General features: G+C 29.1%; 8 protein-coding genes. 1 reads left to right on the plus strand and 7 read right to left on the minus strand.

Features of this window, described 5'->3' with window-relative positions; translation table 11 throughout:
• Window positions 1-735 carry a 23S rRNA (guanosine(2251)-2'-O)-methyltransferase RlmB gene (gene rlmB, locus QMG63_RS01845; RefSeq protein ID WP_281861181.1) on the plus strand — a complete coding sequence of 245 codons (735 nt, stop codon included), beginning with the start codon at window positions 1-3 and terminating at the stop codon, window positions 733-735.
• Between the two features lie 29 nt (window positions 736-764).
• Here rlmB and trxB read toward each other — a convergent pair whose 3' ends face one another.
• From trxB to der, 7 genes are all read right to left on the minus strand, one after another.
• Window positions 765-1,742: a thioredoxin-disulfide reductase gene (trxB, locus tag QMG63_RS01850; RefSeq protein ID WP_281861183.1), complete on the minus strand. Its 978-nt coding sequence runs from the start codon at window positions 1,740-1,742 to the stop codon at window positions 765-767.
• 98 nt (window positions 1,743-1,840) lie between these two features.
• Window positions 1,841-3,535, minus strand: coding sequence for a phenylalanine--tRNA ligase subunit beta (pheT, locus tag QMG63_RS01855; RefSeq protein WP_281861184.1), 1,695 nt, complete (start codon window positions 3,533-3,535; stop codon window positions 1,841-1,843).
• Window positions 3,528-5,075, minus strand: coding sequence for a phenylalanine--tRNA ligase subunit alpha (pheS, locus tag QMG63_RS01860; protein ID WP_281861186.1), 1,548 nt, complete (start codon window positions 5,073-5,075; stop codon window positions 3,528-3,530). The genes pheT and pheS overlap by 8 nt, the downstream gene beginning before the upstream one ends.
• A 12-nt stretch (window positions 5,076-5,087) precedes the next feature.
• A complete protein-coding gene (locus QMG63_RS01865; protein ID WP_281861188.1) occupies window positions 5,088-11,876 on the minus strand; it encodes a SpiroCoCo family coiled-coil protein in 6,789 nt (2,262 codons plus the stop codon).
• A 20-nt stretch (window positions 11,877-11,896) separates the two neighbouring features.
• Window positions 11,897-12,583: an HAD family hydrolase gene (locus QMG63_RS01870; protein ID WP_281861189.1), complete on the minus strand. Its 687-nt coding sequence runs from the start codon at window positions 12,581-12,583 to the stop codon at window positions 11,897-11,899.
• Window positions 12,584-12,588: 5 nt separating this feature from the next.
• Complete coding sequence (locus tag QMG63_RS01875) at window positions 12,589-13,842, minus strand: hypothetical protein (RefSeq protein ID WP_281861190.1); 1,254 nt, start codon at window positions 13,840-13,842, stop codon at window positions 12,589-12,591.
• Complete coding sequence (gene der / locus QMG63_RS01880; RefSeq protein ID WP_281861192.1) at window positions 13,839-15,155, minus strand: ribosome biogenesis GTPase Der; 1,317 nt, start codon at window positions 15,153-15,155, stop codon at window positions 13,839-13,841. Before der ends, QMG63_RS01875 begins: the two co-directional genes overlap by 4 nt.
• Between the last annotated feature and the right edge of the window lie 49 nt (window positions 15,156-15,204).

Below are 15,204 nucleotides of genomic sequence, written 5' to 3' on the forward strand. Positions count from 1 at the left end.
ATGTATATTACACACGCCAATTCAATAATTGAAAGCATAAAAAATAATAAAGGACTTGAATTATATATTTCAAAAAGAAGTCCAAAAAGCATAAATATTGAAAAAATAGCTAGAGAATATAATATTCAAATAATAAAAGTGAATGATCTTGCTAAGATAATTGACAACAACAATCATAGGGGTTTTGCATTAAAATTAAAGATTTCTAAACCTAACAATACAAAAAAACAAGATAAAAATTTAGAAGAATTCTTAGAAGAATTTAAACATAAAAATAATGTATTTATCTTAATACTTGATGGAATAGAAGATCCTCAAAATTTTGGAGCAATTCTTAGAACATCAGAACAATTTAACATTGACCTTGTAATTACTAGCCAGAGACGCAGTGCAAAAGACAACGCAACCACCTTACGCACTAGCTCTGGCGCAAGTCAATATGTTAATAAATTGATAATCCCAAATATAAACAATGTAATAAAAGATTTAAAAAAAAATGGATTTTGGATATATGCCAGCGATATCAAAGGAAAAGCAATAAACACCATGAAAATAAATGATACCAAAATTGCACTTATTATGGGAAATGAGGGCAAAGGAATACACAAATTAATAAAAAAAAATTCAGATTTTTTAGTAAAAATCCCAACTACAGGCAAAATAGATTCATTGAATGTATCGGTTTCAACAGGAATTTTAATATTTGAAATAAAAAGACAACTTAACTTACTCTAACATATTTTTTAGAATCAATGTATATCTAATTATCCCAAAAAATTTCTCAGCTCAACAGAAGCTAGGAACCCTTCAGCAGCAGCTGTAATAGCTTGTGCATAAAGCTTGTTACTAACATCACCACACGAAAACACTCCCTCAACACTAGTTTTAACAAGATCTTGAGTAGAGATATATCCATCCTCATCCAATTCCAAAAACCCTTTTAAAAACTCCGTATTTGGATTATAACCAATAGCCACAAATATCCCATCTACACTCAATTTAAAAGTAGAATTATTCTTAATATCAATAATTTGCACCCTAGATACAACATTATCCCCATTAACTTCTATAGCCTCACAGTTATATAAAATCTCAACGTTAGGTAATTTTTCAACATTATGTCTTAACATAGCAATAGCCTTTAAATAATCCTTTCTTACAATAACATATACCTTTTTTGATAATTTGCTTAAATAAATAGCTTCCGAAATTGCTGTGTTCCCCCCACCAATTACTGCAACTGTTTTTCCCTTAAAAAGATGCCCATCACAAATTGCACACACAGAAATACCTTTATTCCAAAACAAATCTGAATTCTTAAGAGTATTAAGTTTTTTAGGTACCGATCCCGCTGCAATAATAACAGCTTTGCTTTTATAAATATAATTATCAGTAAAGAGATAAAAAATATTATTTCTTCTTTCTATAGATGTTACAGTCTCAAGATAAGTAATAGCACCCAAATTGATCACCTGTTCTTTCATATTTAACATCAATTCTCTTCCATTTACACCGTTTTTAAATCCTGGATAATTATACACTTCCGTAGTCGTTGTAAGTTGCCCTCCAGGCTCAGGTCCTTCTAAAATAACTGTCTTATATCCACTCATAACAGTATAGATTCCAGCCGTAAGCCCCGCAGGTCCTGAACCAATAATGATTACATCCTCAACGGAATTCATCTCTGTTCTTAAAACTTTTTTATTACTCTTTTTTATATCCAGTACTTCAAACTTTAACATAAATATCCCTCAACTCCCAGTTTACTTATTAAAATCACTACACAAAATATTTAAATATAATTTCATCCAAATGTTACATCAATAAAAAACTATTTGTATTAATGTAAAAGTTTATTAAGATTAATCTCTAGGACGCAACATGGAACCATAATTCCAAAATTTCTCAATATGTAAGGTGATACTTCACCAAAGCCACCTAAGACTGTGTCATTGATTAAAATGTCAGCTCCTCTGCCATCTATATAAAGAGATTTACTTGATTCCCTTAACTTAAATTCAATATTTAAATAATAAAAAAGAGATGAAACTAAAGAATTAATCTCATTAAATGAAAACTCTTTATCAGCCATCAAAAAAGCCAAATTATCATAAGTAATAGTACCATCAACACTATTTAAATCTTTTAAAGCTACCTTCCCAATCTCAAAAATCTTATGCGGATAAGGAAAATTGGAACTAATACTCTCAGATTTAAGCAAATCAGACACTATTGAGCCCCTAATATATTCATACCCCTCTGTCATTGGATTAGAAACACTTAAAAAGTCATCCCCTTCAATATTCATCTTTTCAATAAAATCTGTCCTAGATCCCAGATAATTATAAATCATTTCCTGAAAACCCATTCCAATCATTAAATTTTTAATCTTTCTTGAAAACTCTTCTATCTGACTCAGTCTTCCTAAAGTAAAATCTTTGGGAAGTTCTGGTTTAAAACTATCTAATCCCATACCTATCATTATTTCTTCAATAACATCCACTTCATGAAGAAAATCATTCCTATAAACAGGAGGAATAACATAAAATTTATCTAATTCCTTAAAGTAAGCTGATATCCCTAATTTTTTTAAGTCAAGACACATATTATTTGCCGTAAAATTGCTACCAAGCATCCTATTAACATTATCAACATTAACCTCTAGCGTATTTTGAAAATAATAAGGACAAATTATTTCCCTCCCAAATAAAGTCTCGTTAGGAAAGATGGTCTTTACTGGTAAAATTTCAAAACCCATATCATGCAAATCACAAGAAATCACTGACAAAGATAACAAAGTAGCCTCGAGATTAGTTCCCGTAACTTCAATAAATAAATCGGTATCACCTACCTTTAAAGCTCCAATATCATGAGAATTGATTATCGGAGGATAAGAGAGTACCTTATCCTTACAATCTAACAATAAAGGATATTCATTAAAACTTGCAAGAATAGCTGCATATTCTATTCCCTTAGGATGTACCCTATTGATCTCCCCAATAGACATTTCAGTATTCATACCTAGAGGAATAAATCTATAATCAGAATTACATGCAATATAACTTAACGGAAACTTTATTAAATTTGATGAGTATATTCCCATCGCAACCCTTTTACGCTTTTGTCCATAATTATGACAAAGCTTTTCCTGCAACTGAATTAAAGTTTCAAGCATCCGTTCATCACAAATCACACCTTTGGCCAAAAATCCAAAAATAAAAGGCCTAATACTAAATACTTCTGGACTGACCAAAATTTCACCATAAAATTTTTGCAAATTATCTGCCATTGAAAAAAACTTAAATGAAGGTAAATGACCAAAAAGATATGTCTTAATTTGACGCGCAAGTCCTGTATAAGACCACAAATCGGGCCTATTTGTATCATTAAATTCAATCTTTATCTTATCATTAACCGTATCAAATTCACAAATTTCAGCCTTAGCCATTTCAAGAACAGATACAAGTTCAGATTTCGTTAAATCTTTTCCTATCTTTTCTAACAAAATACTCTTATAAATTTCAACCTTAGGCATTGACTTTTCCTCGCCTCAATACAACATCACCAATATCATGGGTAAAAAGCTCTCTTAAATCACTTAAACCTAAATGCATTAAAGCCATTCTATCAATGCCAATACCCCAAGCAATAACAGGAACATCAATTCCAAAAGGTTTTGTAACCTCTGGTCTAAAAATACCGCTCCCGCCTAACTCAAACCAACCAAGCACAGGATGTTTCACATGAACTTCAATTGAAGGCTCTGTAAATGGAAAATAAGCAGGAACATATTTAACCTCAGTAGCACCAGCCAATTCTTTAGCAAAAATTTCAAGAAGACCTAATAAGGTTTTAATATTAACATCTCCAATAACAATCCCTTCTGTTTGATAAAAATCGGCTCCATGAGTAGCATCAACTTGATCATATCTAAAACACCTAACAATTCCAAAATATTTACCAGGATTTTTTGCATCAATTAATTGCTTTACTGAAAGCACCGTGCCTTGAGTTCTAAGCACTAATCTTTTTGAAATACTCTCGCTAAAATCATACCTCCAACCTCTTGAACCTGTAGTGTGCCCATTTTCATGCACAGCTTTAACATTAGAAAAATAAGGCTCAGACAAAAATTTAAGTGAGCTTGGTTCCTTGATATAATAAACATCCCTTATATCACGTGCAGGATGAAACTGAGGCATAAAAAGAGCATCATTATTAAAAAATTCACTCTCGACCAAGGGACCATCAAATTCTTCAAACCCAAGACTTACAAGCTTATCCTTAACTTTAGCAATATACTCTGAATAAGGATTTGCACGCCCAATAAAGGTTTTATTAGATGAAACATGAATATTATAAGCCCTAAAGTTTTTATTCTCATAAGTTTTATTTTTTAACATTTCAGGGGTCAACTTTACAATCTCGTCACCTGTCAGATTGCTTCTTCCAAGTTCAGATTTTACTTCTAACCCAAATTTGGAAAATTCAAACTTTAGGTCCAAACTCTCTATCACCTTAAACAATACATCACCAGCGCCTTTTTTCTTAGAATAATTAGAAATGACTAACAATTCATCTTGAGATAAATCATCTTCTAAAAGATCGCTGTTTTGAGCTTTGAAAAGTAATTCTTTAACTATCTTGTAACTAGAACGCTTTAAATCTTTAATAAGAATTTCTTTACCTAATCCCAAAGATAAAACTCCCTCTTTAGATAAATTACCAAATGCCTTACCAGCATCTCTAATATCAATTTCTAACTCTAATGGCAAATTGGCAACTAGAACCGTTTTTCTAGATACAAGATTGATTATTCTCTCTTCAACTAAACCATTAGTTAAAGCATCAACACCTTTTTCAGTTAGGCGATAAAACACATTAAGCTTTCTAAAAGTTTCCCTAAGAATACCTTTAGAAACAAGCCATTCAATTGTTTTATTTGATTGTCCTTCATTATAAAGTAAATCCCCAGCAAGCCTTAAGGCAAAAATTTCATCTCCCTCTTTGTAATTTAAAATCACTTTTATCTCAAGAGGATGCAATGTCCTTACCACCTCAAATATATTCCTCACAAAATTATCCCTTTAATCATCACTTTTACTAATAATTCCAAGTTCTAAGATAAGCTCAACCTCTCCAATAGATAATTTAGTAGCTCTAGAAATTTCCAAGGCACTCCAACCTTGTCTCATAAGCTTAATGACAGAATCTCTAACTGTTTCGTTATTAAGACCAACATTATCTTTGTACTTAGATTCTGTCTTTACAAGAATTCCAAGGGTTTTGATCCTCTCTTCCGCAGCAATATTTAAATTCTCTAACCGAGTCTCAGATTTTGCAACCTTTTCTCTTATATTTTTAGTATATTCCAACTTACTCTCAATCTCACCTAGCATTTCTTTGAGCGTTTGAACATTACTTAGCACTTCCTGTGATAAATCTTTATTTACCAATAATTCTGATATAATGCCTTTAAACTCACCAAGACTCTGCTGAAACTCAGAACTCTCTTTAAATAATATATTCATCCTACTCTCTATTTCATTTATCAAATCAAAATTTTTATCAACAGATTCTAATGTAGACTTTAATACGCTATCTTTATTACTAATCCTATCATAATTATCAAGAATATTACTTTGTGCTTCTTTTATCTCTTTAAGTTTAGTTTTATAAATCTGCATTTCATCATAAGATTCTGTAAATTTCTTATACCTCTCCTTAAAAGAAGTATAAAATTCAAGGAATTGAGTAAGATCTTTTTTAATTCCCTCAATATCCATCTGATGAACCTTTAAATCATTAAATACCTCAATAATATCTGATGATTTAGACTTAATGTCTCCAATTTCTCTAGTAATACCTTCAAAGTCATCCTTATATACTTGAATAAGATTTATTTCACTTGCTAAAGTTTCCCGTAATTCTTCTAAGTTATTCTTGAAATAATAAACCTCTTTCATCAGCTCATTATTTTTATCTAACTCAATTTCAAGTCTCTTAAAATTTTCAAGCTTAGAACTCATGACAGCATAACGACTATCAAGTTCTTCCCTCAAGTCAGCCTTGTATACAATTAAATTATCCTTAACCTCATCTATAAAATGATTAAGCTCACCATCATAGTTTAATACTTTCAACTTAAGTTGTGACACATGATCATCAATACCTTTAATCATTAGATTATATTTATCCTTAAATTCAGATTCTATACTATTAAGTTGAATCTTCAAGTTATCCTTTAAAGCTTGTACCTCTTCTTCTGAATAATTCCAAACATTCTTAATTTCATTCTCAAAGACAGTATATTCCTCTCTTATAGAACTGGAAAAAGAATCATAATTTTCTTTAATTGTTTTCTCAATATCAATTCTATATGCATTCACTTTTTCAGTAAGCTTTAAAACATCATCTTGCATCAATTGCACTTGGGATTCAAAAACACCTGCGTCATTTAAAAATTTACTTACAATATTTTGTTTTTCCTCATCAAGCCTAGAAGTCATTGAATTAAATTCATATTCTAACTTCTCGTTAGCCTCAATAATTTTATCTTCAATATCTTTTTGCTGACTTAAAAATTTAATTTCTACCTGTGTTACAAGCTCTTCAACATGTAAGTCTATCTTATCATTTATAGATTTAATCTTAAAATCCATGCAATCTTCAATATTTAAAACTTTATCCTGAACCTCATCTGAAATATTCTTCAAATTAAGATAAGATCTACTTTCAAATTCCTTAATATCTGCTTGCAAACGATCAAAAATTTCTTTTGCTCTTTGATTAACATCATCTTTAACAACTTCCAAGCCACTCTCAATAGCAGAAACATCACTTTTAATTTCATCTAAACTTCTTTTTGTAATACCCACTCTTTCTTCAAGCTCTTTGTAAGCATTCTCTTGCCAATTTATCATATCATCTTTAACTTTAAAAAACCAAGAATCAACATTATTTTGACGATTGTCTACAAGTTTAATAAACTCATCTAATCGATTAGTAACATTAGCTTCCATTACAACTATCTTACTCTCTACATCTCTTTTTTTAACATCAAACTCTTTATTAAATTCTGACCAAAAACTTTCTTTATTAAAGATAAGTTCTTGTTCAATTTCAACTCTAAAATTTTTCATAAGGATTTCTTTATCTTCCAAATTCTTAATTATATATCTCTCTAAATTTTCAATTCTTTGATCTGAGGATGCCACAAAATTTTCTAAAGAATTTTTTAAATTATCACTTCTTTCTTTCAAATCTTTAAAAAAATCCTCTTCAAGAAGTTTGAGATGGGATGACACATTGTGATAAGAATCCTCTTTAAGTTTTAATACATCCCCTTCGATATTACTCAAATTTAACTTAAGTTCACCAAGATTTTTTAATTGTTCTTCAATCTCTTTATCTATCTTTTCACTTGAACGAGCAAGTTCTATACCTAAATCAGAAATACATGCATTTAATCTATTTTCCATGTCAAGGTGCATATTGGAATATTTGATATCAAGCTCAGCATATTTATTTGCAATCAGATCTTCAACTGAATTAGTTTTGTCATTTATCTTCTTCTCTACAAGCAGATGTTTCTCATCATACTTACCTTCAAGCTCAGCATATTTATTTGCAATCAGCTCTTCAACTGAATTAGCCTTGTCATTTATCTTCTTCTCTACAAGCAGATGCTTCTCATCATACTTACCTTCAAGCTCAGCATATTTATTTGCAATCAGCTCTTCAACTGAATTAGTCTTGTCATTTATCTTCTTCTCTACAAGCAGATGCTTCTCATCATACTTACCTTCAAGCTCAGCATACTTATTTGCAATCAACTTTTCAACTGAATTAGTTTTGTCATTTATCTTCTCTTCTACAAGCAAATGCCTCTCATCATATTTACTTTCAATCTCAGCATATCTCATATCAAGAGTCTTGTCTAATTCATTATGACATTCGGTAATTTTGTCCTTTAAATTCTTCTCTATCATCTCAAAATTATTTTCAATTGACTTAAGAGCGGATATCTTTTCATTAATCCCATGCTCATATTTTTCAATCTCTTCATTAATTGCAGCAGCGGCTTTCATCATATACATATCAAAGTGATCTTTTATTTCCTTCTCAAGATTAGACTTAATGACATCAAATTGATGATGTATGTTATTACTATCTTCTTGTATTCTCTTTCTTAAATCTTCTTCAAGCTCTAGAATTTCTTTTGACCTTCTATCGATTAGCTCAAAATTACGATCCATCTCAGAAATTTTTGCTTTCAAATGTTCATCATTATCTGTAAGTATCTTATATATTTCATCTCTAATCTTTGAAATAGCCCCTTCGCTCTCAATAAAAAACGTTGAATATCTCTCTTCAAAATTATTTTCAATAATCCTGAATCTTTCTTTATAAAGATCATTTAAAAACTCAGATTTATCCTCAATATTATTCTTAAGTTCATTAATTACCCCTATAAACTGTTCTCTTAAATGAATAATATCACTATCTATGGCTTTTTTGTAATCAATTGCCTCTTCCCGTCTAACTCTATACTGTCGCTCAATTTCTCTAAGTAATTCTCCAAGTCTTAGTTCTTCTTTTTCTATTATATCCTTAATTTTAATTTCAAAATTTTCAACCTGATACTTTGATATATCAAAAGATGACTTAAAATTTTCTAAATTTTCATCCATATTTTTGCTAAGAATCTCTATTTTGTCTGTTAACCTTCTATTTACATTTTCAATCTCATATCCTATCTCATTCTCTAATTTATTTGCAAGGGTTTCTGAATATTCTCTAGAATCAGATACTACCTTACTATATTTTTCATTAATTTCTCTATTTACATCATTAAATCTTGAATTAAGAGAATCAATGGTAATATCAATACTTGCCTGAAATGAAGCAATATCTGTCCTTTTATCCTTAAGCAAACTATCAACTTCCTTAACAAACTCTTCTGACCTTTCTAAAACTGTAGCAAATTTCTTAGATAAATTTTCCTCAAGATCCTTAGAATCCGTATCAAAATGGCTCATAATATTTTTCAAAAGCTCATCTGCATATACATTTCCTTGATTTCTAAATTCATCTATTTTTTCAAGATAATAACTCTCAAGCCCTTCAAAAGTACTCTTAAGCTCATCAATCTTTAAAGTCATCTCAGAATCAATTAAGTTTATATCAATCTTTCCTGAAGATAATACATTTTCAATATTAACTGATATTTCACTTAACTTACCTTGCCAATCATTAAGCTTATTATCTATCTCACTATTAAGCATATCTTTTCTACTTAAGATCTCTTCCGATATTTTATTTAAAAAATTATCTATCTGTTTCTGATTATCTATCTTAATTTCAGAAACTTTTTGCATCCTAGTTTCAATAAACTCATCAAGATACGATCTAAGATTATTTAAAGCATCTTCACATTCAACTTTGAAATCTTTAAGTCTATAATCAAGTTCTTCTATATTGCCTTTAATTAGCTCTTCTTTATTAGAAAAGTTCTCATTAAGTCCATTAAGCATCATAATAATTTTGTCATGAATTATTTCGGCTTGATTATCAATAAATTCCTTAATCCTTGACAAAGTCTCTTCACTGTTACTATATGACATATTTCTTAATTCTTTATACTTATCTAATACTGAACTTTCAAAGTCCTCAGTCTTTGATGTAACATATTCAAGTCTCTCATTAACATCTTTTTCAAAAGACTCGATCTTTGAAGAAGCTGATAAAAGTAACTCTTCGCTTGAAATCTTAATATCAAGTAAAGATTTATTTAAAATAATAAGCTCATCTTTCCAATTAGTATGCATATCCATTGCTTTTTTTTGAACATGTTCCGAGAGTTCATTGAAAATATTTTCACTAAGTTCCTTTCCCTTACTCCTTTGGGTTTCAATCAAATTTAAAAATTCTTCATTAGTTTTATTTAAATGAAACTTAGTATCCTCTAAATTCAAACCTACTTCCCTTTGCCAATGTTCATATTGCAATTTGTCAGTTTCCATCTGCTTAATAAATTTACCTATATCCTCTTCATAATGACTTTTTAAATTAAACACTTCATCATTAATATCAGAACTCATTTTATTCAACTTGGATTCGAAATCCCCTCTTAAAGTCTCAAAGTCTTGCACTAACAAATCATTTAAAGAACTTATACTTTCTTTTAGCTTTGTACTAGTAATTTCAAAACTTTGATAATCATAATCTGATTTTTCAGAAATTTTACTAAATTTCTCATCACATTTAATGGTAAGCTCATCAATGTCACGTTCAAATTTATCTGCAATATTTTTATACTTATCCTTCAGTTGGGTTTCTAATTCACCACTTTTTAAATTCAAAGCTTCCAAGAGAGTTTCATACTTTAAGTTAATGCTACCATCTAAACGCGAACAATCATTAACAAATTTTTCATTCATTTCTTTAAGCTCTAAAGACAAGCTACTGTCCAACTTGAAAATTCTATCTTGAATATCTGTACTAATATTTGAAAATTTCAATTCCAATTCACTTCCAACATCATTCATTCTTGAAAATACATTTTCACTAAAACTATCAATATCCCCTTTAACTCTTTCCTTAAATTCAACATATATCCTATTAGAATCCTCTTCAAGATCATCAAGCAAAGTCCTAACTCCACCCTGAACACTTTCTATCCTAGAATTAGCATCCTTTAAACTACTCTCTATCCTATCTCTTATGTCTTTATCAAATTGATTTATCTTACTATCATACTCTTTATAAATATTACCAACACCAGATTCGATTTGAACCCTAAATTGTTCCAAAATATCTGCTAATTGCTCTTCATACTGTCTCATCTCTTGTCTTATAGTCTCTTCAAGAGAATTTAGCCTAGAATAGGCATTATCTTTAAAAACAGAACTTAAAGAAGAAATTTCATTGTCTATTAATACTAATTTGCCTTCGAGTTTATCTCTCATCTGATGAGAACGCTCATCAACGTACATAAAGATTTCATCAAATTTTATCTGTAGCTCCTCATTCAATCTAGTTAAAATAAAATCTTCCTTATCATTAATTCTAGTCCTAACTTGCTCTACAATAAGATCAAGAGAATTTTCTATTGATTTATATTTAGTTTCATATATACCAAAAGAATCTTCCATTGATTTATTATAATTATCTATGCTAGATTCAATTTTAAACACAAACTCTTTAAATTCATTCTCAAGCTTTTCATTACCTTTATCTAAAATTTCTCTTTTTTTCTCTTCAACCATTACCAATGATTCTTGATAAGATATAAGCTTTCTATCTAGATTATCCATTCTCACACTAAAATCTTTAATAGTGTTATCAAACTTATCCCAACTCTCAATCTTAATAGTCTCAAGATTTTCCTTATTTGTCTTATCGAATTTTTCAAAAACTGTACTCAATCTAGAATCAATAGAATCAATTTGAACATTAAAATTTTTTAAAGTTTTTGAAAGTTTATCTACTATTTTTCCATCCACTTGAAGTCGTTGTATATTATCTTGCACTTTAAGGGCCATCTCATCTAGCTCTTTAAGCATAGAATCATGATAAGAAATCTTTTTTTCAACTTCTGCAAAATCATTACTTTTATCTTTAATCTTTCGCTGAACCTCATCTATTTTTTTTATGATCTCTATACTAGAACGTTGATACGCTTCCATATCAACAGCAAGATTATTGATCTCTTTTGTCTTCTCATCAATAAAATCTTCAAGGTTATCCTTAGTAATATCAATAAATTTTTTAATCTTATCTAAAGCTCTTGAACGTTTATCATACTGCCTATAAATAAATAAAATCACGAAAACCAATAAAAGATTAACCAAAACGGTTACAAAATCTATCATAAAATATTTTTACCCACACTCTATATATTTAAAAGTATATATCTTTGCAAGTCTTTATAATTACTAAAGATAAAATCACATTTCATATCTTTAAGCAACTTTTTTTTAGAAAGATAAGCCGTTCTCATACACGCACCACTAGCACCTAAAATATCATATTCATAAGAATTACCAACATATAAAATATGATTACTATCTATACCTAATTCATCCATAATCCTTAAAAAAGCCATTTTGTTTGGCTTTAAGTAACCGGTCTCTTCTGATGAATAAAGAACATCCCAAAAACTATCTTCAATGCCTAACAAATTACTCACACGAGTTGCAATAGGAAAATCTGACATCACTCCTAATTTTATTCCTCTCACTTTAAGAGAATAAATCAAATCATGAACACCAAAATACGGTTTGAGATTTCTAAATTTATTCCTAAAAGATTTACCATAATATATTTTATTTAATAAAAACGCACACCTATTTTCATCAAAACCCAGATGATTAGCAAGCATTTTAATCTGAATAGACATCAACTCATCTCTACTAGAAGGAATACTTTTTCCTTTTTGTAAACCTCTAATTTCCTTTCTTACCTTTTTAAAAGCTAAAAAAAATTTAATATTTTTTAAAAATTCAGGAAACATTATCAAATTAATATTAATTTCAGGATAAAGAGTTCCATCAAGATCAAACACTACAGCTTTTATCATAATATCTAATGATTTATCCTTTTAGGTATTGGCACTATAGATATATTCTTTGGAACTTTGGCCCTAACTAAATGAATATATGAATTTGGATATCTACCTCTAAGTGATTTAATTGAAGTTTCATCATTAATTTCCATTAAAGATACTCTAAAAATAGATTCTCTATCAATAAATGGAAATAACACAACAACATGTTTATGAAAAACCTTTCCTGGAAATCCATTAATTGTTGTATTTAAAGAGCCAAAATACATATGACCAGGCTCCTTAACAGCTAAATAATACAAAATAAACTCTAAATTATCAATCTTATATCCACGGTTTTCAATATACTTAAGAAAACTAATATTATTTACATCTAATTCCTTAACCCTAGATAAATCTAGACTAGCATCAACATTTTTAAGTTTATAGGCAATATTACGAGTCCAATCAAGTCCAAAAAATGGATCCCTACTAAATTCATAATACTTCGTAAAACTATTACCTCTAATTCCAATATGCTTAACTTTAAGATCCTTTATTTTTAAAAGCTTTCCTGTCATTGCCTTATAAATTGAATCTGCTACCCATTTACCAAATCCAGAGCAATTAAATCCTATAGGTTTTCTTTGAGGTTCACCCGTTCTAATATACACCATTTCACCCAGTTCATTCATTGCTCCATCATGTACTTCAAATATTAAAGGAGAAACCTTTAAAAAGGCTCTCAAACTTTCAACAATATTAGAAATATTATCATAAGCTTCAAGAGATCTAGGTCTAAAAAGTTCAAAATCAATAAAATTACTAATATATTTAGCTATTTCTAAAAAAGAACCAGTAGCAATATCATTAATTTTAAAAGGCAATTTAATATCTTTATAAATGAAAGTATTAATTAAATAAAAATCAGCACTTGAATGAACATCACCTGCCTTTATTCTAATAAAAGAATCTGCTCTATTTAGAAAAAATATCTTTATCTGTTCAATACCATATCTTCCAACTTTAATTACATAAGAGCCTGAAAAAATATAAGACGCACCATTTTTTCGATTAAAAAAAGAATAGTAAGCATAATCTCCCAATATTGAATTTGATACTTCAACATAATAATCATCTGAAATATAATATTTTTGGGGTTTTATCTTAAAAGCAGTATTCCTCGAATTAAAATATTTTGCATAATTTGCTCTAACACTAAAATCATAAAAAAAATTCTCAAATGCAAAGAGATTTAGATTAGCAACTATCAAAAATAAAAATATATATCTCACTTTAAGTCTCTTGTTTTTTCTCTCAATTCTATTAAAATTGGAATATTATAATAACCAATTTTACGAATATTATTTACTAAATAATTATAATAAGAATTTGGAAAATTAGTTATTTTATTCGCAAATAAAATAAACTTAACAGGATTAACACTAATTTGAGTTATATATTTCACTTTATGTGAAGCATTCAAATGATAATCCTTAATCCATAAACTTAACATCTTATTCAAATCAGAAGTACTTATTTTAAGTTCAAGTTGTTTTTTTAATTTAATTGCCTCTTTAAAAAGATTATCTATTCCCTCTTTTTTATGAGCAGATATTCTTAATATGGGAGAAAAATTTAAAATTGGGAAAAAAAACTTAACGCGATTCTTTAAAGCCTCAAAATAACCGTTTTTTGACTTTACAAGATCCCACTTGGTAAACACAATAATAATCCCTTTACCTCGTTTAGTTACATAATGAGCAATTTTTTTATCTTGAGCCGTCAAGTCTTCTTTAATATCAACTAATAAAAAGACAATATCTACCATATCAATTACTCTTAAAGCTCTACTTACAGAATAATGTTCAATAAGTTCATTTACCCTTGCTCTTCGCCTTATTCCAGCCGTATCAATAAGCTCAAATGTTTTACCATTCCTTTGAAATCTTGCTTTAACAAAATCCCTTGTAGTCCCAGCAACCCGAGACACAATTGAAACTTCACGTCCTGCTAAAAAATTAATAAGAGTAGACTTGCCTGAATTTGGCTTCCCTATAATGCCAATCTTAACATCAACATTATCATCACTTGCCAATTTGCCTACTGAATTTTTCAAAAAAATTCTTAAGCTATTTACCCCTTTTCCATGAGTCGCACTAACTAAAAAACTCTTTTGAAATCCTAACTTTTGAAATTCATAAGTTAAGGCTTCCTTATGATGACTATCTATTTTATTTAATACCAAGACTATCTTATCACTATATTTTCTTAACCTCTCAATAAGCTCATAATCTTCTAATAAGATTTCATTTACATCTAAAACAAACAGGATCAAATCAATACTATCAAGCAAGCTTATAACTTTATTAACCACAACCCTACTAAGTTCATCCCTTAAAAGGGTAAATCCACCAGCATCAATCAAATAAAATTTATAAGAATCTACTGTACAAATTTCTTTTATCAAATCCCTAGTAACTCCATAAATTTCATCAGTAATACTTCTATTTGAGTTTAAAAGCTTATTAAATAAAGTAGACTTTCCAACATTTGGTCTGCCAACAATAAGAACACTTTTATAATCTTGAACTTTAGAACCAATCAAAGCTAAACTGCCTCTTTCCTTACGTAGGTTTTTCTATTATAATATCAAA

It is taken from the genome of Candidatus Borrelia fainii, from assembly GCF_027925085.1.
GTDB classification, from domain to species: domain Bacteria; phylum Spirochaetota; class Spirochaetia; order Borreliales; family Borreliaceae; genus Borrelia; species Borrelia turicatae.